32 protein-coding genes are annotated in these 26,549 nt (G+C 62.7%); 14 read left to right on the forward strand and 18 right to left on the reverse strand.

The features are described from left to right. Positions 1-4: 4 nt before the first annotated feature. The gene (gene metE, locus PSEST_RS07080) at positions 5-2,314 is read left to right on the forward strand and encodes a 5-methyltetrahydropteroyltriglutamate--homocysteine S-methyltransferase (protein ID WP_015276316.1); all 2,310 of its coding nucleotides are present in this window, start codon (positions 5-7) and stop codon (positions 2,312-2,314) included. A gap of 48 nt (positions 2,315-2,362) precedes the next feature. Here the strand turns inward: metE and glpD are convergent, their stop codons facing one another. Next, complete coding sequence (gene glpD / locus PSEST_RS07085) at positions 2,363-3,907, reverse strand: glycerol-3-phosphate dehydrogenase (protein WP_015276317.1); 1,545 nt, start codon at positions 3,905-3,907, stop codon at positions 2,363-2,365. A gap of 72 nt (positions 3,908-3,979) precedes the next feature. On the opposite strand from glpD, the gene ybaK reads away from it, so the two are divergent. Together ybaK and PSEST_RS07095 are read left to right on the forward strand one after the other, a co-directional pair. Then, positions 3,980-4,450 carry a Cys-tRNA(Pro) deacylase gene (ybaK, locus tag PSEST_RS07090; RefSeq protein ID WP_015276318.1) on the forward strand — a complete coding sequence of 157 codons (471 nt, stop codon included), beginning with the start codon at positions 3,980-3,982 and terminating at the stop codon, positions 4,448-4,450. Positions 4,451-4,576: 126 nt separating this feature from the next. Next, entirely contained in the window at positions 4,577-5,665 is a 1,089-nt protein-coding gene (locus PSEST_RS07095; RefSeq protein ID WP_015276319.1) for a diguanylate cyclase, read from the forward strand. A gap of 39 nt (positions 5,666-5,704) precedes the next feature. On the opposite strand, the gene PSEST_RS07100 is transcribed toward PSEST_RS07095, so the two are convergent. Beyond that, positions 5,705-6,097: a YgaP family membrane protein gene (locus PSEST_RS07100; protein WP_015276320.1), complete on the reverse strand. Its 393-nt coding sequence runs from the start codon at positions 6,095-6,097 to the stop codon at positions 5,705-5,707. Between the two features lie 81 nt (positions 6,098-6,178). Further along, positions 6,179-6,703, reverse strand: coding sequence for an ankyrin repeat domain-containing protein (locus PSEST_RS07105; RefSeq protein ID WP_015276321.1), 525 nt, complete (start codon positions 6,701-6,703; stop codon positions 6,179-6,181). A 303-nt stretch (positions 6,704-7,006) separates the two neighbouring features. On the opposite strand from PSEST_RS07105, the gene PSEST_RS07110 reads away from it, so the two are divergent. Next, a complete protein-coding gene (locus PSEST_RS07110; RefSeq protein WP_015276322.1) occupies positions 7,007-7,225 on the forward strand; it encodes a DUF3820 family protein in 219 nt (72 codons plus the stop codon). Positions 7,226-7,250: 25 nt separating this feature from the next. Here PSEST_RS07110 and PSEST_RS07115 read toward each other — a convergent pair whose 3' ends face one another. Then, positions 7,251-7,781 (reverse strand): hypothetical protein, encoded by a 531-nt coding sequence (locus PSEST_RS07115; RefSeq protein WP_015276323.1) that lies wholly within the window; start codon positions 7,779-7,781, stop codon positions 7,251-7,253. A gap of 247 nt (positions 7,782-8,028) precedes the next feature. Between PSEST_RS07115 and PSEST_RS07120 the strand changes: the two genes are divergently transcribed. From PSEST_RS07120 to PSEST_RS07130, 3 genes are all read left to right on the forward strand, one after another. Next, positions 8,029-8,679 carry a c-type cytochrome gene (locus PSEST_RS07120; protein WP_015276324.1) on the forward strand — a complete coding sequence of 217 codons (651 nt, stop codon included), beginning with the start codon at positions 8,029-8,031 and terminating at the stop codon, positions 8,677-8,679. Next, positions 8,676-9,599, forward strand: coding sequence for a c-type cytochrome (locus tag PSEST_RS07125; RefSeq protein ID WP_015276325.1), 924 nt, complete (start codon positions 8,676-8,678; stop codon positions 9,597-9,599). Before PSEST_RS07120 ends, PSEST_RS07125 begins: the two co-directional genes overlap by 4 nt. Before the next feature lie 254 nt (positions 9,600-9,853). Beyond that, the gene (locus tag PSEST_RS07130) at positions 9,854-10,975 is read left to right on the forward strand and encodes a beta-ketoacyl-ACP synthase III (protein ID WP_015276326.1); all 1,122 of its coding nucleotides are present in this window, start codon (positions 9,854-9,856) and stop codon (positions 10,973-10,975) included. A gap of 3 nt (positions 10,976-10,978) precedes the next feature. Here the strand turns inward: PSEST_RS07130 and PSEST_RS07135 are convergent, their stop codons facing one another. The 5 genes from PSEST_RS07135 to PSEST_RS07155 form a co-directional block, all read right to left on the reverse strand. Further along, complete coding sequence (locus PSEST_RS07135) at positions 10,979-11,401, reverse strand: SufE family protein (protein WP_015276327.1); 423 nt, start codon at positions 11,399-11,401, stop codon at positions 10,979-10,981. Further along, positions 11,398-12,603: an aminotransferase class V-fold PLP-dependent enzyme gene (locus PSEST_RS07140; RefSeq protein WP_015276328.1), complete on the reverse strand. Its 1,206-nt coding sequence runs from the start codon at positions 12,601-12,603 to the stop codon at positions 11,398-11,400. Before PSEST_RS07140 ends, PSEST_RS07135 begins: the two co-directional genes overlap by 4 nt. A 75-nt stretch (positions 12,604-12,678) precedes the next feature. Beyond that, positions 12,679-13,713 carry a 2,3,4,5-tetrahydropyridine-2,6-dicarboxylate N-succinyltransferase gene (gene dapD / locus PSEST_RS07145; RefSeq protein WP_015276329.1) on the reverse strand — a complete coding sequence of 345 codons (1,035 nt, stop codon included), beginning with the start codon at positions 13,711-13,713 and terminating at the stop codon, positions 12,679-12,681. A gap of 43 nt (positions 13,714-13,756) precedes the next feature. After that, positions 13,757-14,128 carry an ArsC family reductase gene (locus tag PSEST_RS07150; protein ID WP_015276330.1) on the reverse strand — a complete coding sequence of 124 codons (372 nt, stop codon included), beginning with the start codon at positions 14,126-14,128 and terminating at the stop codon, positions 13,757-13,759. 130 nt (positions 14,129-14,258) lie between these two features. Then, the gene (locus tag PSEST_RS07155) at positions 14,259-14,588 is read right to left on the reverse strand and encodes a thioredoxin family protein (RefSeq protein WP_041756937.1); all 330 of its coding nucleotides are present in this window, start codon (positions 14,586-14,588) and stop codon (positions 14,259-14,261) included. A gap of 128 nt (positions 14,589-14,716) precedes the next feature. Between PSEST_RS07155 and PSEST_RS07160 the strand changes: the two genes are divergently transcribed. Together PSEST_RS07160 and PSEST_RS22280 are read left to right on the forward strand one after the other, a co-directional pair. Then, entirely contained in the window at positions 14,717-14,962 is a 246-nt protein-coding gene (locus tag PSEST_RS07160) for a hypothetical protein (RefSeq protein ID WP_015276332.1), read from the forward strand. 14 nt (positions 14,963-14,976) lie between these two features. Beyond that, a complete protein-coding gene (locus PSEST_RS22280; RefSeq protein WP_015276333.1) occupies positions 14,977-15,138 on the forward strand; it encodes a hypothetical protein in 162 nt (53 codons plus the stop codon). A gap of 38 nt (positions 15,139-15,176) precedes the next feature. On the opposite strand, the gene dapC is transcribed toward PSEST_RS22280, so the two are convergent. From dapC to purM, 5 genes are read right to left on the reverse strand one after another with little or no spacing between them, the layout of a single operon-like run. After that, positions 15,177-16,373: a succinyldiaminopimelate transaminase gene (gene dapC, locus PSEST_RS07165; protein ID WP_015276334.1), complete on the reverse strand. Its 1,197-nt coding sequence runs from the start codon at positions 16,371-16,373 to the stop codon at positions 15,177-15,179. Positions 16,374-16,423: 50 nt separating this feature from the next. Next, positions 16,424-17,089 carry a COG3650 family protein gene (locus tag PSEST_RS07170; RefSeq protein ID WP_015276335.1) on the reverse strand — a complete coding sequence of 222 codons (666 nt, stop codon included), beginning with the start codon at positions 17,087-17,089 and terminating at the stop codon, positions 16,424-16,426. A 58-nt stretch (positions 17,090-17,147) separates the two neighbouring features. Next, entirely contained in the window at positions 17,148-17,858 is a 711-nt protein-coding gene (locus PSEST_RS07175; RefSeq protein ID WP_015276336.1) for a DUF3108 domain-containing protein, read from the reverse strand. A gap of 8 nt (positions 17,859-17,866) precedes the next feature. After that, positions 17,867-18,514, reverse strand: a complete 648-nt coding sequence (gene purN / locus PSEST_RS07180) for a phosphoribosylglycinamide formyltransferase (protein WP_015276337.1) — start codon at positions 18,512-18,514, stop codon at positions 17,867-17,869. Continuing rightward, positions 18,514-19,572, reverse strand: coding sequence for a phosphoribosylformylglycinamidine cyclo-ligase (gene purM, locus PSEST_RS07185; protein WP_015276338.1), 1,059 nt, complete (start codon positions 19,570-19,572; stop codon positions 18,514-18,516). Before purM ends, purN begins: the two co-directional genes overlap by 1 nt. A gap of 371 nt (positions 19,573-19,943) precedes the next feature. Between purM and PSEST_RS07190 the strand changes: the two genes are divergently transcribed. From PSEST_RS07190 to hda, 3 genes are read left to right on the forward strand one after another with little or no spacing between them, the layout of a single operon-like run. Continuing rightward, positions 19,944-20,993 carry a DUF2066 domain-containing protein gene (locus PSEST_RS07190; protein WP_015276339.1) on the forward strand — a complete coding sequence of 350 codons (1,050 nt, stop codon included), beginning with the start codon at positions 19,944-19,946 and terminating at the stop codon, positions 20,991-20,993. 53 nt (positions 20,994-21,046) lie between these two features. Beyond that, entirely contained in the window at positions 21,047-22,144 is a 1,098-nt protein-coding gene (locus tag PSEST_RS07195) for an AI-2E family transporter (RefSeq protein WP_015276340.1), read from the forward strand. Beyond that, positions 22,141-22,845, forward strand: coding sequence for a DnaA regulatory inactivator Hda (gene hda, locus PSEST_RS07200; RefSeq protein WP_015276341.1), 705 nt, complete (start codon positions 22,141-22,143; stop codon positions 22,843-22,845). Before PSEST_RS07195 ends, hda begins: the two co-directional genes overlap by 4 nt. A 50-nt stretch (positions 22,846-22,895) precedes the next feature. Here the strand turns inward: hda and PSEST_RS07205 are convergent, their stop codons facing one another. The 3 genes from PSEST_RS07205 to arsC are packed head-to-tail and all read right to left on the reverse strand — an operon-like array spanning position 22,896 to position 24,254. Then, positions 22,896-23,306, reverse strand: a complete 411-nt coding sequence (locus PSEST_RS07205) for a DUF2069 domain-containing protein (protein WP_015276342.1) — start codon at positions 23,304-23,306, stop codon at positions 22,896-22,898. Further along, positions 23,299-23,904, reverse strand: coding sequence for an NAD(P)H:quinone oxidoreductase (wrbA, locus tag PSEST_RS07210; RefSeq protein WP_015276343.1), 606 nt, complete (start codon positions 23,902-23,904; stop codon positions 23,299-23,301). The genes PSEST_RS07205 and wrbA overlap by 8 nt, the downstream gene beginning before the upstream one ends. Then, a complete protein-coding gene (gene arsC / locus PSEST_RS07215; protein ID WP_041756940.1) occupies positions 23,901-24,254 on the reverse strand; it encodes an arsenate reductase (glutaredoxin) in 354 nt (117 codons plus the stop codon). The genes wrbA and arsC overlap by 4 nt, the downstream gene beginning before the upstream one ends. A 159-nt stretch (positions 24,255-24,413) precedes the next feature. Here arsC and PSEST_RS07220 point away from each other — a divergent pair, with 159 nt between their 5' ends. Then, positions 24,414-25,646: a virulence factor BrkB family protein gene (locus PSEST_RS07220; RefSeq protein WP_015276345.1), complete on the forward strand. Its 1,233-nt coding sequence runs from the start codon at positions 24,414-24,416 to the stop codon at positions 25,644-25,646. A gap of 139 nt (positions 25,647-25,785) precedes the next feature. Then, the gene (locus PSEST_RS07225) at positions 25,786-25,983 is read left to right on the forward strand and encodes a hypothetical protein (protein ID WP_015276346.1); all 198 of its coding nucleotides are present in this window, start codon (positions 25,786-25,788) and stop codon (positions 25,981-25,983) included. A 2-nt stretch (positions 25,984-25,985) separates the two neighbouring features. Here PSEST_RS07225 and PSEST_RS07230 read toward each other — a convergent pair whose 3' ends face one another. Beyond that, on the reverse strand, positions 25,986-26,378 hold the full coding sequence (locus PSEST_RS07230; protein ID WP_015276347.1) for a hypothetical protein: 393 nt from the start codon (positions 26,376-26,378) through the stop codon (positions 25,986-25,988). Between the last annotated feature and the right edge of the window lie 171 nt (positions 26,379-26,549).

Here is a 26,549-nt window from a genome sequence, read left to right on the forward strand (position 1 = left end):
AGAAATGGCTGTAGCGCATAACCTCGGTTTTCCACGCATTGGTGCGGACCGCGAGCTGAAGAAGGCCCTAGAGGCATACTGGAAGGGTGAGCTGGACGAGCTGGGGTTGCGCCAGGTTGGTCGCCAGCTACGTGCGCAGCATTGGCAGGCCCAGGCCGATGCCGGCATCCAGTTGCTGCCGGTGGGCGACTTCGCCTGGTATGACCAGGTTCTTACGCATTCGCTGATGTTCGGCGTGGTGCCGCAGCGCTTCCGCCCGGCCGATGGCCAACCGACGCTGGACACAGTGTTTGCCATGGCCCGGGGCGTGACCAGTAGCTGCTGCGGTGGCGGCCAGGCCCAGGAAATGACCAAGTGGTTCGATACCAACTATCACTACCTGGTGCCGGAGTTCACCGTCGATCAGCAGTTCCAGCTGTCCTGGTCGCAACTGTTCGAGGAAGTCGAGGAGGCGCAGGCGCTGGGTCACGCGATCAAGCCGGTGCTGGTCGGACCGCTGACCTATCTCTGGTTGGGTAAGCTCAAGGGCGAAGATACCGAGGGCTTCGACAAGCTGGAACTGCTCGAGCGACTGCTGCCGGTCTATGGTGAGGTGCTCGACCGGCTGGCGGCGCAGGGCATCGAGTGGGTGCAGATCGACGAGCCGATCCTCGCCCTCGACCTGCCGCAGGACTGGAAGAACGCCTTCGAGCGTGCCTACAACCTGCTGCAGCGCGCCCCGCTGAAGAAGCTGGTCGCCACCTATTTTGGCGGACTGGAGGACAACCTCAGCCTGGCCGCTGCGCTGCCGGTGGACGGCCTGCACATCGATCTGGTGCGTGCGCCGGAGCAGTACCCGCTGATTCTCGACTGGTTGCCGACCTACAAGGTGCTGTCACTGGGGTTGGTCAATGGGCGCAACGTCTGGCGCTGCGATCTGGACAAGGCCCTGGAAGTCGCGCGGCATGCCGCCGAGCGGCTGGGTGACCGCCTCTGGCTGGCGCCTTCCTGCTCGCTGCTGCACAGCCCGGTGGACCTGGAGCGCGAAGACCGGCTCGATCATGAACTGAAAGGCTGGCTGGCCTTTGCCGTGCAGAAGTGCGCCGAAGTGGCGACGCTGGCCCGTGCCATCAATGAGCCGACGAATGAGGATGTGGTGGTCGAGCTGGCGCGCAGCCGTGCGGTGCAGGCGGCACGTCAGCACTCGCCGCGCATCCACAAGCCACAGGTCCAGACACGCCTGAGTGCAATCCAGCCGCAGGACAGCCAGCGCACGTCGGTGTTCGCTGCGCGAATCGAACAGCAGCGCGCGCGGCTCGACCTGCCGGCGTTCCCAACCACGACCATTGGCTCGTTCCCGCAGACGCCGGCGATCCGCCTGGCGCGGCAGGCCTATAAGCAGGGCAGGTTGTCGCTCGGCGATTACACCGAGGCGATGCAGGCCGAGATCCGCCATGCGGTGGCGGTGCAGGAGCAGATCGGCCTCGATGTACTGGTGCATGGCGAAGCGGAGCGCAACGACATGGTCGAATACTTCGCCGAGCAGCTCGATGGCTATGCCTTCACCCGTTTCGGCTGGGTGCAGAGCTATGGCTCGCGTTGCGTGAAACCGGCGGTGATCTACGGCGACCTCAGCCGCCCGCAGCCGATGACCGTCGACTGGATTCGCTACGCCCAGCAGCAGACCGACCGCGTCATGAAGGGCATGCTCACCGGACCGGTAACCATGCTGATGTGGTCGTTCGCTCGTGAGGACGTTTCGCGTGAGGTGCAGGCACGGCAGCTGGCGCTGGCGATCCGCGACGAGGTCTGCGATCTGGAAGCCGCCGGCATCCGCATCATCCAGATCGACGAGGCGGCGTTTCGCGAGGGCTTGCCGTTGCGTCGCGCGCAGTGGCAGCACTATCTGGACTGGGCGGTCGAGGCGTTCCGTCTGTGCGCCAGTGGCGTGCGTGACGAGACGCAGATCCATACGCACATGTGCTACAGCGAGTTCAACGACGTCATCGAGTCCATCGCGGCGATGGATGCCGATGTCATCACCATCGAGACCTCGCGTTCGCAGATGGAGCTGCTCGAAGCCTTCCGCGCCTTCGACTATCCCAATGACATCGGCCCGGGGGTCTACGACATCCACTCGCCACGCGTGCCGGACACCGCAGAAATGGTGCAGCTGCTGGAGAAGGCCGCCGAGCGCATCCCCGCCGAGCGGCTCTGGGTCAATCCGGATTGCGGGTTGAAGACCCGCGCCTGGCCGGAGACCGAGGCGGCGCTGGTGAACATGGTGGCCGCGGCCCGTCAGCTGCGTGCGTTGCGCAACGCCAAGGTCGCCTGAGGTCGACGCGGGCGCAGCGCTCCAGTGCGGGCGCTGCGCCGTGGTGCGTCAGCCCTGGGCGACGTGGTCGAAGTGGGTCAGTCGCTCGGCTGTCCGGCTATCCAGATAACGCTGCACAAGTGCGACCTCCGCGGGTTGCATGAACAGGCCGAGCTTGGTGCGGCGCCAAAGGATGTCTTCTGCCGTCTGCGCCCATTCCTCGACCATCAGGTAGTCCACCTCGCGCGCATGCAGGCCGGCGCCAAAACACTCGCCAAGGTCCTGCAGTGAATCGGTGCCCTTGAGCAGCAGCCAGCTGCGGCTGCCGTAGGTGCGTGCCCAGCGCCGGGCAATCGGACCGGGCAGCCACGGATAACTGGCGCAGAGTGCGTGGGCCAGCGCCGATGGTTCGTCCAGATGCTCACCGCCAGGCAGCGCCGCGTCGTGCGTCCAGGGTCTTTTCATTTCGGGAAACAGCGGCGCCAGCTGCGCCAGTGCCGCTTCGGCGAGCTTGCGATAGGTGGTCAGCTTGCCGCCGAATACCGAGAGCAGCGGCCCCTCGCCGGCGCTGTCGCTGAGCGTCAGCGTGTAATCGCGGGTGATCGCCGAGGGCTGGTCGGACTCGTCATCGCACAGCGGTCTGACCCCGGCATAGCTGTAGCGGATGTCGGCGCGGCTCAGCTGATGCTTGAAGTGCGCGTTGACGATGGCCAGCAGGTAATCGATCTCCGCGTCGGTGATCCGCACCTGTGTCGGATCGCCGTGGTACTCGTGGTCGGTGGTGCCGATCAGACTGAACTGGCCGAGGTACGGCGTAATGAACACGATGCGCCGGTCTTCGTTCTGCAGGATGTAGGCGTGGTCACCCTCATAGAGTTTCGGCACGACGATATGGCTGCCCTGGATCAGGCGCATGCCGTGAGGCGAAGTCTGCCGCAGTTGCTCTTCGATGAACGAGGCTACCCAAGGACCCGTGGCGTTGACCAGCGCGCGGGCGCGGATCGAAAAGCGGCTGCCATCCTGGCGCTCCAGATGCAGGTGCCAGAGCGCCTTGCTGCTGCGTGCACTGACGCAGCGAGTGCGGGGGTGGATATGGGCACCCAGCTCGCGTGCGGCCATCGCGTTGAGTACAACGAGGCGCGCATCGTCGACCCAGCAATCGGCATATTCGAAGCCGTGGGTGATCTCATCCTTCAGTGGGCTATCGGCGCCGAAACGCAGGCTGCGCGAACCACCGAGCTTCTCGCGTTTGCCGAGGTGATCGTAAAGAAACAGGCCGGTGCGGATCATCCATGACGGGCGTAGATGCGGACGGTAGGGCAGCACGAAGCGTAGCGGGGTGACGATGTGCGGCGCCTTGGCCAGCAGCACTTCGCGCTCGGCCAGCGCCTCGCGGACCAGGCGCAGCTCGTAATGTTCGAGATAGCGCAGGCCCCCGTGCACCAGCTTACTGCTGGCGGAGGAGGTGTGTTCGGCCAGGTCGCCCTGTTCGCAGAGGAACACCGACAGGCCGCGCCCGGCGGCATCCGCGGCAATCCCTGCGCCATTGATGCCGCCGCCCACCACGGCCAGGTCGTAGACTTCCGCGAGCGGTGCAAGAAGAGGATGATTCATGGGCGCTTATAACTACCGATTCTTTGTTGCGTTACGTTACCGCCATTCATTAACCAATAGCACTACCAAGCCATGACACCAGCCATCGACCTGTTGAAAAAAGCCCGAGCCGAGCACGCCGTACACAGCTACGAGCACGATCCGAAATCCGCCTCCTATGGTCTGGAAGCAGCCGAAAAGCTCGGGTTGGAGCCGGCACGGGTATTCAAGACGCTGCTCGCTTGCAGCGAGAAGAACGAGCTGCTGGTCGCCGTGGTGCCTGTCGCCGGCACCCTGGATCTCAAGGCGCTGGCTCAGGCGGCCGGCGTGAAAAAGGTCGAGATGGCAGACCCTATGGCGGCCCAGCGTGCCACCGGTTACCTGGTTGGTGGTATCAGTCCGCTGGGGCAGAAGAAGCGCCTGCGCACCTTTCTCGACAGCTCTGCGCAGGCGCACGCCACCATCTATGTCAGCGCCGGTCGTCGCGGACTGGAAGTGGAGCTGGCGCCGGCTGTGCTCGCCGAGCATACGAAGGCCATGTTCGCTGCAATCGGGCGTGCCTAGAGATCCGTCACGCTGCCTTTTTTGATGTCGGTTTTTTTCTACTGAAAAAGGCAAGCGCTTTCTTTCCATAGCGTGATGGCGTCGAGCTATATTGAGTGCTCCGCTGGCTGCCAGAACGAGATCCTTTTGAATTTATCCGCCGTGGCTACGAGGCCAGGACCTTCCTTCGCGGTGCGCGCCTTCTTTCCCCGGGCCATAGGACTGGCGGTCGGTTTCATCTGTGTGGCCGTCGTCTTGCTGGACAGACAAACGCCCGGGTGGGTATGGGGGTTGCTGGTCGGCTTCTGCTTCATCTGGCCATCCTTGGCGCTGAGCCTGTCCCAGCGGGCCCGTTCGGCAACCATCAGCGAACGCCGATTCGTGCTGTTCGACTCGCTGATGGGCGGTTTCTGGGTCGCCACGATGGGATTCAACGTGCTGCCTTCGGCCATGCTGGTGTCGATGATGGCGATGAACAACACCGCCACCGGCGGTGCGCGATTCGTCTTGCAGGGTCTGTTGGCGCAGCTGATCGGCGCGGGACTTTCGGTGCTGGTACTGGGCTTTGAATTTTCCCCGTATACCAGTCAGCTGCAGATGTATGCGTGTCTGCCCATGCTGGTAGTGCATCCGCTGACCATCGGCATGGTGCTCTATCGCCTGGCATCTCAGCTCGGTGAAAACAAGCGGGCGCTGCGCAGTCTGAGCCGTACAGACAGCCTCACCGGCCTGTTCAATCGTGGCTACTGGAACGAGTTGCTGCAGCTGGAGTTTGCCCACTGCAGGGCGACCCGCGGCGTCGCCAGCCTGGCACTGATCGATCTGGACAATTTCAAGCTGGTCAATGACCGGCATGGCCATGTCATTGGGGACGAGCTGCTGCGTCAGGTCGGCCAGTGCATCCGGCGCAACCTGCGTGCCGAGGACATGCCCGGGCGTTACGGCGGGGATGAATTCTGCGTCGTGCTGCCGGGTGCGCGTGCGCAGGACGCCTGGGAAGTGCTCGAGCGGCTGCGCACCGAAATTGCTGCGCTGGACTTCCCGTTGGCGCCCATGCTGAGCGCCAGCCTGAGCATCGGCATTGCCGAGTGCGACCCGCGCATGAGTGATGTGCTCGCTTGGGTACATGCCGCCGATTCGGCGTTGTACGACGCCAAACGCCTCGGGCGAAATCGCATTTCCTTGGCGCAGCCGCTGCAGCGTGAGGATGCTGCGGTGGCACTCGCTGCCGACTGACTGATTCAGCAGAACGGCCGGCCAAGGTGGCCTCCCCGGTCAGGAGTGGCTGCGGATGGCCTCGAGCGCCGAGCGCTCGTCCTGGATTTCCGCGGCGGTTCGCAGCCCCAGGCGGCGAAATACCGGTAGCGGTGGACACCAGCCCTGCAGCGCGTGCTGCAGCAGAAAGCCGCCCACCACCAGCGGAATGCCGAGGAATTTGCGGTCGACGGTCAGGCCCAGCACAGCGCCGGCTACGACCAGTGTTGCCGCATTCGCTTCAAGAGTGCGCTCGATGTCCCATTCCCGATCCAGCTCACGCAACCGACGGCCGATCTGTTGCGGGTGTTGTCGGTAGTACTCCACTGAGCGCTCGGTGCGCCGTCGAATCTGCTGGTTGACGTGTTCTGCGGTGTGCGCCGGAACCCTGTTCACGGTTGAGGGAAGTGCCATGGGAGTCGCCTCCTGTCTGCAGTTGTCTGGGATGACTTCACTGCATTAGGTAGGCGATAGTCCCGGCAGGTTCAGTGCGAATCATGCGCCAAGGCGCTGCAGCAAAGCCTCGGTGTCGGCTGCACCCATCATGCGTGCAGCGGCCAGCACCGTTGCGCCGTTGCTATCGCTGGCCCGCGGATCGGCGCCCTGCGTCGCCAGGTACTCGACAATTGCCACACGGTTGAACATTGCCGCCATCATCAGCGCGGTCTTGCCATCCTCACAGCGGCTTTCGACGTCGGCGCCGTGCTCGAGCAACAGTTTGACCATCGCCAGGTCACCCTTGAACGCAGCGCCGGCAAGCGGTGTGTGTCCGCGACGGTTACGCAGCTGCGGATCGGCGCCGTGTTGCAGCAGTAACCGGCTGGCGTCGAGGTGGCCGTGGTAGCTGGCGAGCATCAGCAGGCTGTCGCCAGCGTGGTTGCACAGGTTGGCAGGCATGCCCTGGACGAGCAGTTCACCGAGGCGGGCGCTGTCGCCGCCGCGGGCGCTATCGAACACCTGCTCGGCAAAGGCCAGGGTGGCGTCATCCAGCTCCGGTAGCGGCTTGGGTGCTTGCGACATGACTGTTCTCCGTTCGACTGTAGGGCGGTTGCGTTTGCTGAGTTGTAGCCGATTGTCCAGCCGCCGGCCGGGCTGCGCCAGGCAAGGCTTTCTATGCGGCGGATAGGGGTGCTGTATGTCATGCAGCAACGATGCGGAGACAAGTCGGTGCGCTATCAGAACCCGGCATTCTGCGGTTCTGGTCTGATGTTCCGAGTGGGGTGGATCGGCAGCCCATCAGTCAGGTTCGCCGCCACACCCCCAGCACCAAGACGGTCCGGTTATGGCAGTATCAGGCGCCTGTGACCTCCGACTGCCTCCATCATGAAGCCTGAAGATCTCGAACGTCTGGTAACGCAGACGATGCCCTACGGTAAATACAAAGGCCGGTTGATCGCCGACCTGCCCGGCCATTATCTCAATTGGTTCGCGCGCGTTGGCTTCCCGCCCGGCAGCCTCGGCCAGCTGCTCGCGCTGATGCACGAGATCGATCACAACGGGCTCTCGGCCCTGCTCGAACCGCTACGCCGGCGCAACGCATAGTGGGTAGTCCCGGCGCGGCTGGCAGCTATTGCTCGAGTTCCTGGCGCAGCGCTTCCAATGCAGGTGCGGCATAGATGCCCACTTCCACCGCCAGCTCCATCAGCCGCGGCACGTCGCAGGTATAGACCAGCACTGCCTGCAGCTCGTCATCCAGTGGTTCGCTGAAGTCCACCAGCACGTAGCCGCCTTTCTCGGGATAGAGGCTGCTCAGCTGCACCTGAATGCGATTCAATGCCGTCAGCGGCTCGGTCTTGGCGAGCTGCTTGGGCTTGAGAATGAAGGTCACGCTGTCGCCGAAGGAGGCGACGATCTCGCTGAAGAGCGTCTGGTAATCATCGGCCTGGAACAGCACCGTTTCCGGAAGGCTACCCACTACCACCCATTCACCCAGCGGGATAGGGAAGCTGTCGTCGTAATTGATGTCGGGGTTGGCCTTCAGAAAGGCTTGCGGATCGGCGTAGGCCTGAGCGGCCTCATCGGCGACGTGGGCGATTTCCTCGTCAGTCATGCAGCCGGAGCTGATGAGGGTGATCAGTTCGGCAAGTTGTTCTTTCATGGGCAGTCCTGAGGTAGTGAGCGCGCAAGGATAACCAAGCTCATCGGTTCGTGCGCGTCCTGCCAGGCGGGAGCACCGTTGCGTTAGGCATATGCAAAGCAGTTCTAAGCTTATTCTGTTTCTGGAGGATTGCCGCTGCGCTGTGATAGCGTCCCGTCTGCGACAAGCTGCCGCACACATAAGAGAGCGTCGGGATCACGATGCCGGTGGCGCGACAGCATAACTACAACAGCTGATGAGGCCTTTCATGAAACTAACTCGCTGGCCCTTGGCCGGTGTGACTGCGTTGTTGCTGACAATGCAGGCACAGGCTGCCGACGGGCAAAAGATCTATGCGCAAGGGGGCGCCAATCCTGCCGCGATGGCATGTGGCACCTGCCACGGCGCCGATGGCATGGGAATGGCGGCTGCAGGCTTTCCGCGCCTTGCGGGAATTGATGCTGCCTACACGCGCAAGCAGCTTGCTGATTTCCGCTCGGGTAGCCGCGCCAATCCGATCATGCAGCCAATCGCTGCTGCGCTGAGCGATGACGAGATCCAGGCCATCGCTGCGACCCTGGAGGCAATGCCAGCACCGTCGTACGCCGCCATCGGCCGTGCGGAGAAAGCCGAAGGTGCCGGCGCCACGCTGGCATTGCGAGGCGCCTGGGGGCGCAATATTCCCGAGTGCGTGGCATGCCATGGGCCGGGCGGCGTGGGCGTCGGCGAGAGCTTTCCGCCGCTGGCTGGGCAGTCGGCGCAGTATCTCAGTGCGCAGCTCAACTCCTGGCGTCAGGGTACGCGCAAGAATGATCCGAATGACCTGATGGGGCATATCGCCCGCTCCATGACCGATGCCGAGGTCCAGGCGGTATCGGAATACTTCGCCAGCGTGGGACTCAAGGAGGTCAGCCAATGAGAGCGCACCTGATGCTCGGCCTGCTGGCCATGGCTGTCGGCAGCCCGCTACATGCTGCCGAAATCAAGATGGACGACCAGTCGCAGCTGACTCAGCAGACGTCGAAGGAATCCGGCGAGCAGTATTTTCAGCCTCCCAAGGAGAGCGAGCTGCCCGCCAATGCCTACGGCGAGCTTGTTCAGCAGGGACGGGCGATTTTCGTCGACACTCAGAAATATGCAGCCGAATACGTCGGCAATGGCATGAACTGCACCAATTGCCACATCGAACAAGGTCGCAAGGCCAACTCCGCTCCCCTGTGGGGCGCCTATCCGATGTATCCGGCCTACCGGAAGAAGAATGACAAGGTCAACAGCTACGCCGAGCGGGTGCAGGGCTGCTTCCAGTTCAGCATGAACGGCAAGCCGCCGGCCGCCGATAGTCACGTGATCAATGCATTGACGGCCTATTCCTACTGGCTGTCGACCGGAGCGCCGACCGGCCAGGAACTGCCGGGGCGTGCCTACCCAGAGGTTCCGCAGCCCAAGGCGGGATTCGACGTTGCCAAGGGCAAGCAGGTCTATGCCGAACAGTGTGCGATCTGCCACGGTGACAATGGCCAGGGCCAGAAGGCTGGCGACGGTTATGTCTTCCCACCGCTATGGGGCAAGGACTCGTTCAACTGGGGCGCCGGCATGCATCGGATCAATACCGCGGCGGCGTTCATCAAGGAGAGCATGCCGCTGGGCAAGGGTGGTTCGCTCAGTGACGACGACGCCTGGCATGTCGCCGCCTACATGAACAGCCATGAGCGGCCGCAGGATCCGCGCCTGGTCGAAGGCTCGGTGGAGAAGACGCGCGTGCGCTATCACGCCAACGACGGCGTCAATCTATACGGCCAGGAGGTCGGCGGAGTCGTGCTTGGGCAGGGCATAAAGTAGAACTGGCAAGTGCGTTGTGGAACCAAAGAGGGCGCCATCTGGCGCCCTCTTCATATCCGGACTACACGGTCACGCGATGATGCGTCAAATGGCTTAATTCCTGCCCCTGGAATCTGCGCAATGTTACGGATTCTTTCAGCTTTTCATGCACAATAGCCGCCATAAGAGGCGCTGGAATGATCGTGGTTGGCCAAGGCTAGCCGCCGTACCGTCCCACCGTCAGTACGATCAAGCCCTATTCGAGAGGAACGACTGTGTACAACGTCGTCATCAGCGGTACCGGCCTTTACACCCCTGCCAGCAGTATCTCCAACGACGAACTGGTGGAGTCCTTCAACATCTACGTGCAGCGCTTCAACAGCGAGAATGCCGCTGCCATCGAGGCCGGCGAGATCCAGCCGCTGCCGGAGTCCAGTTCCGCCTTTATCGAGAAAGCCTCCGGGATCAAAAGCCGCTATGTCACCGACAAGGCCGGCATCCTCGATCCTGAGCGCATGGTTCCGCGCATTCCCGAGCGCAGCAATGAGCAGTGGTCGATTCTCTGCGAGATGTCGGTCAAAGCGGCCGAAGAAGCCTTGGCCCGCGCCGGCAAGACGGCGGCCGACATCGATGGCGTGATCGTCGCCTGTTCGAATCTGCAACGCGCCTATCCAGCCATCGCCATCGAAGTGCAGGCCGCGCTCGGTATCAAGGGTTTCGGCTTCGACATGAACGTCGCCTGCTCGTCCGCGACCTTCGGTATTCAGAACGCGGTGAACAGCATCAAGCTGGGGCAGGCGCGCGCGATTCTCATGGTCAACCCGGAAATCTGCACCGGACACATGAACTTCCGCGACCGCGATAGCCACTTCATCTTTGGCGATGCCTGTACTGCGGTGATCATCGAGCGCGAAGATCTGGCTACTTCCGAGCATCAGTGGGAAGTGCTGAGCACCAAGCTGGTAACCGAATTCTCGAACAACATCCGCAACAACTTCGGCTTCCTCAACCGTGCTGCCGAAGAGCACATGAACGATCCGGACAAGCTGTTCATCCAGGAAGGTCGCAAGGTGTTCAAGGAAGTCTGCCCGATGGTGGCGGAGCTGATCGGCGAGCACCTGGGCGAGAACGGCATTGCGGTGGAATCGGTGAAGCGCTTCTGGCTGCACCAGGCCAACCTGAACATGAACCATCTGATCGTGCGCAAGCTGCTCGGCCGTGACGCTACCGAGCAAGAGGCGCCGGTGATCCTCGACACTTACGCCAACACCAGTTCGGCCGGCTCGGTGATCGCCTTCCACAAGCATCAGGACGACCTGCCCAGCGGCAGCCTTGGCGTGCTCAGCTCGTTCGGCGCCGGCTATTCGATCGGCAGCGTGATCCTGCGCAAGCGCTGATCGTCAGCGCTGGCCGCAGCAGCCGGTCAGCTCCCGCATACGACGCAGCACGGCGGTCATGCCGTTGCTGCGTGACGGCGACAGTTGCCGCGAAAGGCCGAGGCTGTTGAACCATTCAGCCATGTCCACCGCCGCCAGCTCGCCCGCATCCAGACCGTTCACCCTGGCCAGCAGTACGGCCAACAGCCCTCGGATGAGTCGGGCATCACTGGACGCGCGAAAATGCCATCGGCCCGCATGTGGCGTACCGATCAGCCACACGTGACTTTCGCAGCCTGATACCAGATTGGCTTCGCTACGCTCACTGTCGTCCAGCGGTTCCAGCCGTTCGCCCCACTGCATCAGCAGGCGTGCGCGCTGCTCCCAGCCGGCTGCCTGGGTGAAGGCGTTCAGTGCCTCGGCGGCGGTTTGCGGCAGACCAGTCATTGCAACAGCTCCAAGGACTGATCCAGCGCGCTGAAGAAGCGTTCCAGGTCGGCTTCATCGTTGTATAGCCCTAGCGAGACGCGCGTGGCGCCATCCAGGCCGAGATGCTTCATCAGCGGCATGGCGCAGTGATTGCCGCTGCGCACGGCGATGCCCTGTTCGGTGAGCAGGTGACCCAGATCGGCGTGATGCACGCCTTCGACGACGAAGCTGGCGAGGGCGAGCTGCGGCGAGCCGAGCAGGTGGATGCCGTCGCGTGCGGAAAGCCCGGCGAGCAGCTGAGCGTGCAGCGCCTGTTCATGACGGTCGACGGCGGTGAGGTCGAGCCCGGCCAGATAGTCCAGCGTGGCACCGAGGCCAATGACGCCAGAGATCGGTGGTGTTCCCGCCTCGAAACCCAGTGGCGCGGCGTGGAATTCAGCACTCTGGTAGTCGGCGATCCGCACCATCTCGCCGCCAAACTGCCAGTGACGCAGCTGCAGTAGTGATTCGCCGCGGCCATAGAGCGCACCGACGCCGTCCGGCCCGTAAAGCTTGTGGCTGGACAGCACATAGAAGTCGCAGCCCAGCGTGGTCATGTCATGGCGACCATGAACCACGCCTTGCGCACCGTCGACGACAGTCAGCGCGCCCTGTGCCTTGGCCAGGCGCATTAGCTGGTCGAGCGGCTGCCAGCAGCCGAGCACGTTGGACAGTTGACTCACCGCCAGCAAGCGCGTGCGCGGCCCGATCAGCGCAGCCGCCGCGGCGAGGTCGATACGCCCTGAGGCATCGATTGGCAGCACCTGCAACCTGGCATTGCGACGTTTGGCCAGCTGTTGCCAGGGCAGCAGATTGGCGTGATGTTCGAGGGCGCTGATGACGATTTCATCGTCGGCCTCGATCAGATGTTCCAGTCCGTAGGCGAGCAGATTCAGTGCTTCGGTCGCGCCACGGGTAAAGACGATTTCGGTCGGGCAGGCAGCATTCAGCCACTTCGCCACCTTGATGCGGGCGTCTTCGTAGGCGCGGGTGGCACGTTCGGCCGGCTGATGCTGGGCTCGATGCACATTGGCAGCGCCGCAGGTGTAATAGCCGCTGAGGGCATCGATCAGCGCCTGCGGCTTCTGAGCCGTGGCGGCGCTGTCGAGGTAGGTCTGGCCTTGTCCTTCGAGCACCGCCAGAGCGGGGAAGTCGGCACGCCAGGGAGAGAACAGGGCCATAAGCGGCAAACCTCCAGCTGCAGGGAATGCGGCAAGGCAGGCGCTTATGGCTCGCAGCTTGCCGCTGCTCCTGCGTCAGTTATGCGCGTGCAGCGCCTCGTTCAACTCGATGGCCGACTTGTGGGTCTTGCACTCCACTGCACCGGTCTGTGAGTTGCGACGGAACAGCAGGTCGCTCTGGCCGGCCAGTTCGCGGGCCTTGACCACCTTCACCAGCTGATCGTTCTCATCGAGCAGGCTGACCTTGGTTCCGGCGGTGATATACAGACCGGATTCCACGGTGTTGCGGTCGCCCAGCGGAATGCCGATACCCGCATTCGCGCCGATCAGGCAGCCCTCGCCGACGGAAATGACGATGTTGCCGCCACCGGAAAGCGTGCCCATGGTGGAGCAGCCGCCACCGAGGTCCGAGCCCTTGCCGACGAACACGCCGGCCGAGACGCGGCCTTCGATCATGCCTGGACCCTGGGTACCGGCATTGAAGTTGATGAAGCCTTCGTGCATCACGGTGGTGCCTTCACCCACATAGGCGCCGAGGCGCACACGGGCGGTGTCGGCGATACGCACGCCGGCCGGCACCACGTAGTCGGTCATCTTCGGGAACTTGTCTACCGAGAAGACTTCCAGCAGGTCGCCCTTCAGGCGCGCTTCCAATTGGCGCTCGGCAAGCTCGCCAAGGTCCACGGCGCCCTGGTTGGTCCAGGCGACGTTCGGCAGCAGCGGGAAGATGCCGGTCAGGTTCAGACCATGCGGCTTGGCCAGACGGTGGGAGAGCAGGTGCAGCTTGAGGTACGCCTCGGGCGTCGAGCTCAGCGGCGCGTCTTCGGCCAGCAGCGTCGCGACCAGCGGACGCTGGCTTTCGGCCAGGCGGGTCAGCAAGGCGTACTGCGTCGCATCGAGCGGCTTGAGTGCATCGGCCAGTTGGGCGGCCTGGCTGGTCGTGATGGTGATCGCCTGATTACCACCGGCGTAGCCGAGCAGCGGGGCAACGGCGGCTACCAGCTCGCCGGCCGGCTTCAGCAGCGGCTGCGCGTAGAAGACTTCCAGCCAGTCGCCCTGGCGGTTCTGGGTGCCGACGCCAAAGGCGAGGCTGAATAGGGTTGCGGACATAGGATTTCCTTTTTTGTCGGCCGCGCCGTCTGGTGGGCGGCTATCAGTTCGGCGCTGCCACTGCGGCAGCGTAAAGATCGGGCTTGAAGCCGATCAGGGTTCTACCGCCCAGGTCGAGTACAGGGCGTTTTATCATCGACGGTTGGGCCAACATCAGCTCGATGGCCCGGGCCTGGTCAAGATCGGCCTTTGCAGCGTCGTCCAGCTTGCGGAAGGTGGTGCCTGCACGGTTGAGAACGGTTTGCCAGCCGTGTTCGTTGCACCAGGCTTCCAGATGGGCGCGGTCTATGCCGGCGCTCTTGTAGTCATGGAAGTCGTAGCTCAGTCCGTGTTCGTCGAGCCAGGTACGGGCCTTTTTCATGGTGTCGCAGGCTTTGATTCCGTATAGGCACAAGCGCTGATCTGATCCGGACATAAACGACTCTCCAAAGGCTCCTGCAAAACTGGACGGCGGATTATGCCATGCCTGGCGGAGCGATGGATGGCGGAGCGTCAGCACACATGCCGTGCGTTCGGATCGAAGTCATGCTCGATTGTTGCGAGCCTCAGTCCTTGCCCATCTCGCCCAGCGCCTGATCGATTGCCTGGGCATTCTGCGGCCGTACCACGCGCCCCAGCTCCTGACCGTTCTCCAGCAGGATCAGGGTCGGCCAGAGTTTGACGCGAAAAGAACGCCCCAACGGTCGGCCCGGACCGTCCTCGATCTTCAGGTGATTGATGCCCTCCCGGTCGGCCAGCGCCTTGGCAATCCCCGGCTGCGCGGCACGGCAATGTCCGCACCATGCCGTGCCGAATTCCAACAGCACCGGCCCGTGCATGGCATCGACTTCGGTGCGGCTGGGTTCGGTCTGCGCATAGTGTTCAGTTATGTTCATGGCGAGGTCCTCCACATATCCATTCAGGTTCGAGCCTGCCACCAAACGGTCGTTCAGCCACCGCTCTCGACCTTTTACAGCGATGGTGTTGTCCATTGATGACAATCGCAACGGTGAGGTGACAAGTAATGGCGCGCAAGCATTTCGAGAATTTCGAAGCGATTTCTTCGGCGGTGCCTGCCGAGGATGCTTTCGAGGCGGTGATTGCCATCAAACGACGCGACAGCGACGAGCATGTGCAGGTATTCAAGATCGCCGATGGTCGTCGCTACGACTTGGCATCCGAAGCCGATGCGATTGCCGAGGCAGCGTTGACTAAAGTGATAGAGGTCAGCGACGACGGCGAGCTGATCTGGGAAGAGCACGCAATCTGAACCGGAGGCGTTGTATGAGTGATCACGACGAGCGTACCGAGCATGCGCATGAGCCGGCGGATGCCGATCGGCATGAGGAGCATCCGAAGGCGGATATTCCTGAGCACATGAAGCCGGAAAACCTGGAAAAGCTGCGCGACTACGGCAAGGACATGATCCCGCCTGGCGTGGCTTGAAGGTCGATGACCGGGCGGCTGGACCGCCCGGTGCGCTGTCAGAGCGTTTCGATGAAGTGGCGAATTCGCTGGGCTGCTTCGATGCATTCGGCTAGCGGTGCGACCAGTGCCATGCGAACGCGCCCAGCCCCTGGCGAAGCACCATCCACCTCGCGTGACAGGTACGAGCCGGGCACTACGGTGACGTGCTCGCGGGCGAAGAGCTCACAGGTGAATTGCTGGTCATCCATCGGCGTTTTCGGCCAGAGATAGAAGCCACCGTCCGGGCGTTGCACGTCCATGACCGGCGCGAGGATCTCAAGCACCGCATCGAACTTGGCGCGATACAGCTCGCGGTTTGCCCGTACGTGGATTTCGTCATTCCAGGCGGCAATGCTCGCCAGCTGGGTTTGCACCGGCATCGCGCAGCCGTGGTAGGTGCGATAGAGCAGGAAGGCCTTGAGGATTTCGGCGTCACCGGCGACGAAGCCTGAGCGCAGCCCAGGGAGGTTCGAACGCTTGGACAGGCTGTGGAAAACCACGCAGCGCTTGTAGTCGTTACGCCCGAGCGCGGCGCAGGCGGTCAGCAGGCCTGCTGGGGGATTGGCTTCGTCGAAATACAGTTCGCTGTAGCACTCATCCGCCGCGATGACGAAGTCGTACTGGTCGGCCAAGGCGATCAGCTTCTTCAGCGTTTCGAGCGGTACGAGGGCGCCGGTCGGGTTGCCCGGCGAGCAGAGAAAGAGGATCTGGCAGCGTTGCCAGACTTCTGCCGGTACTGCAGCGAAGTCCGGGTTGAAGCCGTTCTGCTCCAGGCACGGCAGATAGTGCGGCGTGGCGCCTGCCAGCAACGCTGCGCCTTCGTAGATCTGATAGAACGGGTTGGGGCTGACCACCAGGCCGTCCGTTTCGCGGTCGACCACGGCCTGCGTGAATGCAAACAAGGCTTCCCGCGTACCGTTCACCGGCAGCACATGCCGTGCAGGATCCAGGGCATCGGCTGCCAGACCGAAGCGCCGCTCGCACCACCGGGCAATGGTTTCACGTAGCGCAGGAATGCCAAGCGTGGTCGGGTATACCGCCAGCTGATCGAGATTGTCCGCCAGCGCCTGGGCAACGAAGTCCGGCGAGCGATGCTTGGGTTCACCGATCGATAGGGCGATGTGGCGCTTGTCAGTCGGGGCTTCGGCACCGGCGAGCAGGCCGCGCAGCTTTTCGAACGGGTAGGGATGCAGCAGATTCAGGGCGTTGTTCATGGGTGCAGTTCTTTCAGAGTGAGCGCGGCGAACGCCCCGCATTCGTGATGTCAGTCGTTGCGCCCGCCACCGTAGTAGGCGCAGCCACGCAAGGTCTGCCCGTCCAGGCGAAGTTCGACGCTCAGATGGCTGACGGTGCCGCTGGCACTGTCGACGCAGCGCTGCGGCGCAACCCAGAGGTCGAGCCGATGCTCGTTGGCCTCACTGGTAAAACTGAGCTGGCCGCCAGGCAACTGCTCCTCAAGATAGGGCAGAGCAATGGGCGACTCCCCTTGGCGCACCAGCAACATACCGCGCGTGGTCACTGTGACCGTCCAGCCGGGTTCATGTCCGCTGGCGCGAAGGATCAGCTGCTTGAAGTTATCCTCGTCGCAGCCGTGACCTTCTCGCTGCAGCCGGTAGATACGAGTGATAGAGAGCTGGCCTTCGACGCCCGGCTTCGCCTGGCTGAGCGTCCCACGCAGGTCGGCGAACAGTCGGTCCTGCGCATGGGTCATCAGCGCCTGCGCTTCTTCCTCAAATCCCGTATTTGCGTCCAGCAGCGTCAGCAGCCGTTGCCCCTGGCAGCTCTGCAGTTGCAGCTGACCATCGATCTGCCGAACCTCGCCTTGCAGGCGTTCGGTTGCCGGTTGTGCCGGGCTGCGATCAGCGAAAAAGGACTGGCAACCCGCCAGGGGCAGGAGCAGTACAGCCAGTAGCAGGCGGGAAGCGATCATTCAGGAGGCCCGGCATGTTTCGAAGGGACGGCAGCCCTGCGGCTGCCGCGGAGATGATTCAGTTGCCTTTGACGGCCTTACCGCCGACGCGGCCTTCTTCGAGCATGATCTGGTATTCCTTGCCATCGGTTTCGACCTGATGCAGGCGAACCAGCAGATAGTCCCAATCCTTGGCGAACCAGAGGATGGTTTCGCGCTTGCTCTGGGTCGGATCCCGCACGCGCTCGACCTTGATCGCATCGACCTGACCGGCCTTGGTGCTGACCTTCTCTTCGCCAAGTACACGGAAATCGTAGGTTTCGATCTCATCGCCATCGACGACCTGATAGCTCATGCTTTTCTTGCCGGCCGCCACTTCGTGCTGCAGAGCCAATTGATAGGTGGACTTGTCCAACAATCCGCGATGCAGCGGCAGCTTCACCGGATCGCCGCGATCACTGCCCTCGACCTGCTTGTTGTCCCAGTCGAATCGATGCTCGACGCGCTTGCCTTTACCCAGGCCGCTGCGCTTGAGGCGATAGCTCAGCGGCAGGAAGGTGTCGCCCTCGATACGGAAGGTGCTGCGTTCGTTGAGGCTGGCGACCAGCATGGATGCGTCGAAATCCAGTCGCCAGCTTTCATCATCCAGTTGCTCGAGGCTGCGCTGGGCAGTGCCGCTGACCGGCACCTGTTTCCAGTCGGCGGTATAGGTTGCGGAGAAGGGCTTGAGCTCCAGAGCTTGGACCGGTAGGGCCAGCACGGCGAGAGCAAGCAGCAAGGCGCGACGCATGTTATCTCCTAGATTCTGATCTGATAGCCGGAGGCCGGCAGGGTGACGCCATCCAGCATCGCGCCTTGTTCGGCAAGGCGCAAGCGCCCCTCGGCGAACCAGCGCATCGCCAGCGGGTAGATCTGATGCTCTGCCGTATGCACCCGCTGAGTCAGCTCGTCGACGTTTTCGCCCGCTGCGACCGACAACGCTGCCTGGATCGCTACGGGCCCGCCGTCCAGTTCCTCGGTGACGAAGTGCACGCTGCAGCCGTGTTCGCTATCGCCCGCTTCGAGTGCCCTTCGATGGGTATCCAGGCCCTTGTATTTGGGCAGCAGCGACGGGTGGATGTTCAGCAGGCGGCCCTGGTAGTGGCGGACGAAACCGGGCGTGAGGATGCGCATGAATCCGGCCAGAATCACCAGATCCGGCGCATAGCCGTCGATCATCTCCATCAGCGCGGCGTCGAACGCCTCGCGGCCACCGAACGCCTTGTGATCCAGTACGGCGGTTGGGATGCCCGCGCCCTGCGCACGGATCAGACCGAACGCATCGGCGCGGTTGGCAATCACGGCACGAATGCACGCGGGATTGCCATCGGCCTGACTGTCGATCAGGGCCTGCAGGTTGCTGCCAGACCCTGAAATCAGTACCACTACATTGCAGGTCGCGGTCATCAGTGCTGTTTCAGATTGTTCAGCACGACGCGTTCCGCGCCTTCCGCGGCGTTGGCGATCTGGCCGATGATCCATGGCGATTCGCCAGACGCGCGCAGGTTGGCCAGCGCGGATTCGACCTGGTCCTGAGCGATGCAGATAACCATGCCAACGCCACAGTTAAGCACGCGGTGCATCTCGTGCTCGTCGACGTTGCCCTTCTCCTGCAGCCAGTCGAATACCGCCGGGCGGGTCCAGCTAGCCACGTCGATGATCGCCTGGGCACCGTCCGGCAGAACGCGTGGAATGTTGTCCAGCAGACCACCGCCAGTGATATGCGCCATGGCCTTGACCGCGCCGGTGTCCTTGATCAGCTTGAGCAGCGGCTTGACATAGATACGCGTCGGGGCCATCAGCAAGTCAGCCAGCGGCTTGCCGTCGACCTGGGTGCTGTCGATGTCGGTGCCGGACACTTCGATGATCTTGCGGATCAGCGAATAGCCGTTGGAGTGCGGGCCGGAAGAGGGCAGTGCGATCAGCGCGTCGCCAGCGGCAACCTTGGAGCCGTCGATGATCTCGGCCTTCTCCACCACGCCAACGCAGAAACCGGCCAGGTCGTAGTCCTCGCCTTCGTACATCCCCGGCATTTCAGCGGTTTCGCCGCCCACCAGCGAGCAGCCAGCCAGTTCGCAACCGGCGCCGATGCCTGTGACCACGGTGGCGGCCACGTCCACGTTCAGCTTACCGGTGGCGTAGTAGTCGAGGAAGAACAGCGGCTCGGCACCACAGACCACCAGGTCGTTGACGCACATGGCGACCAGATCCTGGCCGATGCTGTCGTGCTTGTTCAGGTTCAGCGCCAGGCGCAGCTTGGTACCGACGCCGTCGGTGCCGGAAACCAGCACGGGCTGCTTGTAGCCAGCCGGAATTTCGCACAGGGCGCCGAAGCCGCCCAGGCCGCCCATAACCTCAGGTCGAGCGGTGCGCTTGGCCACGCCTTTGATGCGTTCGACCAGCGCTTCGCCTGCATCGATGTCGACGCCTGCGTCCTTGTAGCTGAGGGAGGGTTGCTTGCTCATAGAGTCCGGACCTGTAAAAGGAGTGCGGGTGTCGACCGGTCGGTTCTGCATCCAGGCCTTGCAAACGATTTCGGGCATCTGGTGTTGCCACCAGTGCGGCCGAGTGAACGCAGGGCTTGCCCCCTGCGCCGCGTTTGCCACTGGCGCTGGATACCGGGCTCGAGGAGCGCCGGAACCGGTCTGCGGAAAGCGCGCGATTTTATCAGGCTTGCCGCACAGCGGCCATCCCGATAGCGGTGACCCAATGGGGTTTGGCTGTTGTTTGCTTACGCAACTGTGCGGTCGGCGGTTGCCGCCTCTGGGACGGCTGTTTAAGGTGTAGCGTCCCGTCCCTCCTTACTTCCTGCCCTGGTGGCCTGCGAGAAACAATCATGCGCCTTATCTATCGCCTAATCGTCCTGTGCCTTGCGCTGGGCGCGGCCTTGCCCAGCCAAGCCGAACAGCTCAGAGGCCTCTATCAGGTGCGCGAGGCTGTTTCCGGCCAACAGGCCGAGGAGCGTGCCGCAGCATTGCAACGTGCCTTCGATACCCTGTTACTCAGGCTCACCGGCGATGCGCAAGTGGCCAAGCGCCAGGAAGTTGCTGCGTTACGGGAGGATCCGCAACAACTGATCCGTAAATATGGCTACGAGGGTGAGCATATCGTTGTCGACTTCGATCCGGGCACGACCGAGCGAAGCCTGCGGCGTGCCGGCGTCTCCCTCTGGGGCTCCAATCGGCCGACGCTTCTGGTTTGGTGGTTGAACGAGCGGGTCGAGGGCACCCAGCTTCTGGGCGATGGACAAGACGGTGCAGCGCCTTTGCGCGCTGCAGCGCAGCATCGTGGTCTGCCGGTGCGTCTGCCGCTGGCCGACCTGTCCGAGCAGCTGCTGGCCACGCCGGACGCGTTTGGTGCGAATAGCCGCCAGGTGTTGGGCGATGCCTCGGAGCGTTATGACGCCGATGTGCTGCTGGCCGTCCATGCTCGCGAGGCCGACCCCGCCTGGCAGGGTGACTGGAAAGTCTGGCTCGATGACGAGGCGCACGACGGCAAGGCCAAGGCCGATTCCCTCGAGGGGTTGGCTGATGCGGTGCTGCTGGCGGTCAGTCAATATCTGGCGCCGCGCTATGTGGTTGCCCCGGGCGCCGCGTCGGATATCACCCTGGAAATCATCGGAGCCGACGTTGCGCGCTTCGCCGAACTGGATCGGTTGCTGGAGCCTTTCGGTGGCAGCCTGTTGAGGGTGGAGAGCGATCGCCTGGTTTATCGGGTCAACGCCAGCCCGGAGCAGCTGCGCGCGCAGTTGTCGCTGGCACGCCTGCAAGAAGTTCCAGAGGATGAGCCGCCGCTGGATGCCAGTCAGCCCGTGGTTGAGCCCGGCGATGGGGCAGGTGCGTCTGCGGCGCCTCAGGGCGGTACAGTGCTGCGTTTTCGCTGGTAGTACAGCACTCGGTACTTCAGTGTTTTTGTGATCGTCCTGCAGGGAAGGCATTAATGACCATGAATGATTCGAACCGTTGGCTGGGGCTGGCGGGCCTGCTGCTATGCGCCTGGCTGGTCTACCTGCTTACGCCAATCCTTACGCCGTTTCTGATCGGCATTCTGCTCGCCTATCTGGGCGACCCGCTGGTCGATCGTCTGGAGCGCTGGGGGCTGTCCCGGACCTGGGGGGTGATTGCCGTATTCGCTCTGTTCAGTCTGCTGATGTTGCTGATGCTGCTGGTCCTGCTGCCCATGCTGGGCAAGCAGCTGGTGAGGCTCTATCAACTGGCGCCGCTGACCCTGGACTGGTTGCAGCACCAAGCCTTGCCGTGGGTGCAGCTGCAGTTTGGTCTGGAGGAAAACTTCTGGCGCCTCGACCAGCTCAAGGCCGCTTTCTCCGCCCATCTGGGCAGTACTACCGATGTGCTCGGCATAATCCTGAGTCGAGCTACAGCGTCCAGCCTGGCACTGCTCGCCTGGATCGGTAATCTGTTGCTCATTCCAGTGGTCAGTTTCTATCTGCTGCGCGACTGGGATCTGATCATGCTCAAGCTGCGTAGCCTGCTGCCGCGCAAGCGTGAGGGCATGGTGGTGCGGCTGATGAGTGAATGCCACGAGGTGATCGGCGCATTTCTGCGTGGTCAGCTGCTGGTGATGCTGGCGCTGGCCATCATCTATGCCTCCGGTCTTATGCTGGTAGGGCTTGAACTGGGACTGCTGATCGGCGTGCTCGCCGGGCTTGCCAGCATCGTGCCTTACATGGGCTTCGTCGTCGGGATCGGCGCGGCCGTAGTGGCTGTGCTGTTCCAGTTCGGTCTGGCGCCTTATCCACTGCTGGGCGTGGCGGCAGTATTTACCGTCGGGCAGATGCTCGAAGGCATGCTGCTGACACCGCTGCTGGTGGGCGATCGAATCGGACTGCACCCGGTCGCGGTGATTTTTGCGGTGCTCGCCGGTGGGCAGCTTTTCGGCTTTACCGGCGTTCTGCTGGCGCTCCCGGTGGCGGCCGTGATCATGGTTCTGCTGCGCCATGTTCACGATCTCTATAAACTCTCGGACCTTTACGCCGAGCCCGCCGGTGCACCGGCCGAACCACCCAGCCAGCCATGAAACCCATCCAGCTTCCCCTTGGCGTCCGCCTGCGCGACGACGCCACCTTCGCCAACTTCTATCCGGGCGCCAATGCCGCGGCGCTCGGCTATGTGGAACGGCTATGCTCGCCGGCCGCCGGCTGGTCCGATGAGCTGATCTATCTCTGGGGGCAGGCGGGTGTTGGCCGCAGCCACTTGCTGCAGGCGGCCTGCCTGCGGGTGGAGGAGCGCGGCGAGCAGGCCGTTTATCTGCCTTTGGCCGAAGTGGTCGAGTACGGTCCGGCCCTGCTGGACAATCTCGAGCAATGCGAACTGGTCTGCCTGGACGATCTCGATGCGGTAGCGGGGGATGCGGTTTGGGAGGAGGCGCTGTTCCATCTGTTCAACCGGCTGCGTGACGCCGGTAGGCGGTTGCTGCTGGCTGCGAACGGTTCGCCGAGGGAGCTGCCAGTGAAGTTGCCTGACCTCAAGTCGCGCCTGAGTCTGGCTCTGGTGTTCCAGCTGCAGCAGCTGTCCGACGAGGACAAATTGCGAGCTCTGCAACTGCGTGCTTCACGTCGGGGGCTGAACCTGCCGGATGACGTAGGCCGCTTCATCCTGACCCGCGGCTCGCGCAGCATGAATGCTCTGTTTGAGCTGCTCGACCAGTTGGATCAGGCGTCGCTGCAGGCACAGCGCAAGCTGACCATTCCCTTTCTCAAGGAAACGCTCGGCTGGTAGTCGGCCGGTTGCGATGGAAGCGCCGCTGCGCGCTCCCATCGAGTGCGTTCTCAGGCTTCGCCCATCGCCTTGCGCTCGTATTGGTAACTCCAGCGGGTATACAACAGCGCCGCAACGAACAGCGTCATGCTGATCGCTGCTTCCAGCAAGCCGTAGATCATCCGTGCCGGGTCGATAGCTGCCAGCACGCCCTGGATGAAGTACAGGTTGACGATAAAGCAGAGCCAGGCGTGCGCGCGCGGACTGCCGGTGATCATGCCGGGCGCGACCAGCAGCAGTGGGATGAGCTGGATGCTGACCACAACCCAGGTACGCGCGCCGTGCAGATCGGCGAATACGAGGTTCCACACGGTCAACAGCGCCGCAAGGCCGAAGAAACTGGCCAGGCTGATCGCACGGCTGGCTTTTACCCGGGGGGTGAGCCAGTCCAGGGATGGCAGCGGTTTACGTTTCTTAGCCACGAGATGTCTCCAGCTGCTGTGCGGTACGCGCCAGGCGCTGCCCAAGGGCGCGACACAGAGCAATTTCATGTTCGTCCAGCAAGCGCTTGCCGTCGGCGCCGGCATGATGGCTGGGGCCGTACGGCGTACCGCCGCCATGGGTTTCCAGCAGTGCGTTCTCGCTATAGGGCAGGCCGAGTACCAGCATGCCGTGATGCAATAGCGGCAGCAGCATCGACAGCAGGGTGCTTTCTTGGCCGCCGTGCAGGCTGGAGGTCGAAGTGAACACGCCGGCTGGCTTGCCGACCAACTCGCCGGTCAGCCACAGGCTGCTGGTGCCGTCGAGAAAGTACTTCATTGGCGCCGCCATGTTGCCGAAGCGAGTCGGGCTGCCAAGTGCGAGGCCGGCGCAATTCTTCAGGTCTTCGAGGGTCGCATACAGAGCACCGGAGTCCGGAATGGACGGCGCAACCGCTTCGCATTCGGCGGAAACGGTGGGGACCGTGCGCAGACGCGCTTCCAGCCCTGCCATCTCCACGCCGCGGGCGATCTGCCGGGCCATTTCCGCTGTGGCGCCGTGGCGGCTGTAATACAGCACAAGGATATAGGGCGTGCTCACGGTAGGATCTCCAGCACTTTCTCCGGTGGTCGGCCGATGATCGCCTTGTTCCCGGCGATCAGGATCGGGCGTTCGATCAAGCGTGGGTGTTCGATCATGGCGTCGATAAGCTCGGCTTCGCTGAGCTCGGGGTTGGCCAGGTTGAGGCTCTTGTACTCTTCTTCACCGGTGCGCAGCAGCTGCCTGGCGGTGAGCCCCAGCTTATCCAGCAGGGCGCAGAGTTCAGCGGCGCTTGGCGGCGTTTCCAGATAGCGCACGATTTCAGGCGACAGGCCGCGGGCTTCGAGCAATTCCAGCGCCCCGCGTGATTTCGAGCAGCGGGGATTGTGGTAAAGGGTAAGTTCGGTCATTTGTAGTTGCGTCTCGCCGGATGAGGTGGCCATTCTAACCCTCATCGGGGCACTGGCCGAAATGAGCTGCTCCGGTGATTCGTGCCTGCGCCGGTCCGGGTTCTTAGATCGTTAGAGCTGTCGAGCCAGTGGCCAAAGGCAGTGCTGAAAGGAGAGGGGATGCATCAGCGCATCGACAACATGCTTGAGTTCGGCCGCTTTCTCGTCAGGCGTTTCCTGGCGGACCAAGGGCCTCACAGCGCAGCGGCCTTGACCTACACCACGCTGTTCGCCGTGGTGCCAATGATGACCGTCACCTTCGCCATGCTGTCGGCGATTCCCGCGTTCAAGGGGGTCGGCGAGCAGATCCAGTTCTATATCTTCAACAATTTCATTCCGTCTACCGGTGCGACGATTCAGGAATATCTGCTGGCCTTTACCAGCCAGGCGCGGCAGCTCACCTGGTTCGGTGTCGGCTTTCTCATGGCCACCGCGTTGATGATGCTGCTGACCATCGAGAAGGCATTCAACACTATCTGGCGCGTTCGTCAGCCGCGCAGGGGGGTGTCGAGCTTTCTGCTGTACTGGGCAATTCTCAGTCTGGGGCCGTTGCTGCTGGGCGCGGGGTTTGCTACCAGCACCTACATCGCTTCGCTCTCGTTGATTTCAGGGCCTTACGCACTGATCGGTGTCGGCACGCTGATAAAAGTTATGCCTTTGCTGCTCAGTGTGGCAGCTTTCACGCTGATCTATGCTGCTGTGCCCAATACCCGCGTTCCTCTGCGGCATGCCATTGTCGGCGGGGTTTTCACTGCCGTGCTGTTCGAGGCCGCGAAGCAGCTGTTCGGTGTGTATGTCAGTTATTTCCCCAGTTATCAGCTGATCTACGGGGCCTTCGCTGCCGTTCCGTTGTTCCTGCTGTGGGTCTACCTGTCCTGGATGATCGTGCTCTTCGGTGCGGAACTGGTATGCGGCCTATCCTCATCTCAGCAATGGCGTAGGCGGCCGCTGCCACGTTTGTTGGTAATGCTGATGCTCCTGCGCAATCTGCATCAGCGCCAGCAGGACGGACGTGAGATGCATCTGCGCGATTTGCACAAAGCTGGCCTACGCCTGCCGGAAGATGAGTGGGACGAAATACTTGGGTTCTTCGAACAGGAGCAGCTGGTCTGTCGCACCGGATCGGGAGGCTGGGTGCTCTGCCGTGACTTGAGCCATTACAGCCTGGACCAGCTGCTGCGGTGCAATCCCTGGCCTTTGTCGGCGCGGGTCGAGTTACCCGGGCAACTCGACGAGCCCTGGTACCCAACGCTACGCCGATCGCTCGAACTGCTGCAGCAGGAACAGGGCAATCTGTTCGGTGGCAGTCTCGCGGACTGGCTGCAAGCCGGTGGTGACAAAAAACGTCAGTAAGGGAGTGATTGCGCGAGAGTCGTTCTCAACCGCTGCTTCCACTGGGGGCTCGCAAAGGCACGGATATCAGGCGCGCCGACGTCCGTTAGCGTGGTGGCACGGTTTTGGCTATTACTTCGGTGGCTGAGAGGAGCGCGTGATGAACGGCAAGCGCAGCACAATTCTATATATGCATCAGCGAGCGCCAGACGCAGCGCTCGAAGCATTGAACCGCCTGACCGGTCTGCGCTTTACGCAGTGGCCCGAGTCGCTCGTGGATCGGTCTCGCACGCAGCTGAGCCCTGCACGCGATGTGTCAGGAGCTCCACTTATCGAGGCCCAAAAGGTCAACGGTTGATGTCAGGCCTGTACGGCTTTCATTTCAGCGGCGACAGGCTCGACGGGATGGACGAACAGCTCTTCGACCGTAACCGCTGCCACTGCTGTCGCCGGTCGCAGATGTACCTGCAGGTCCTCGATCTTGTGGCGAACCGGCAGTCGCGCAACACCTGATAGCAGTATCTTTCCCGCGCCATCGGTTCGCCCGTGATCAACGGCCGCTTCTCGCTGTTGCTGGCCGTCGCGATACTTGGCGACAAGCGACACCGCCAGCCCTGCGTGCCCTTGCAGCTGCAACCAGCTCGCAACGTTGAATTCGGCGACGCGGCCGTCGTACGTGGTTAGGGCGATGGCGGCTTTTTCGACGATCCGCGAGGGAACTGTTCCGATCAGTTTGTCGTGAAGTTGGGACATGGTTTCGCTACTGGCAGACGGTGAAGGTGCGGAATTATAGGCAGTGCCAGTCGGGCAAAACTGTGCACTTGAGCGTCGGGGTGCGTGACCGGAATCGCAGAACGGCAAAAACGCGACGGTTACTTGGCGCCACCAGCTTTGGTGTCAGGTAACGGTCCTCCTGGCCTGCGC

This window comes from Stutzerimonas stutzeri RCH2 (assembly GCF_000327065.1).
GTDB lineage: Bacteria > Pseudomonadota > Gammaproteobacteria > Pseudomonadales > Pseudomonadaceae > Stutzerimonas > Stutzerimonas stutzeri_AE.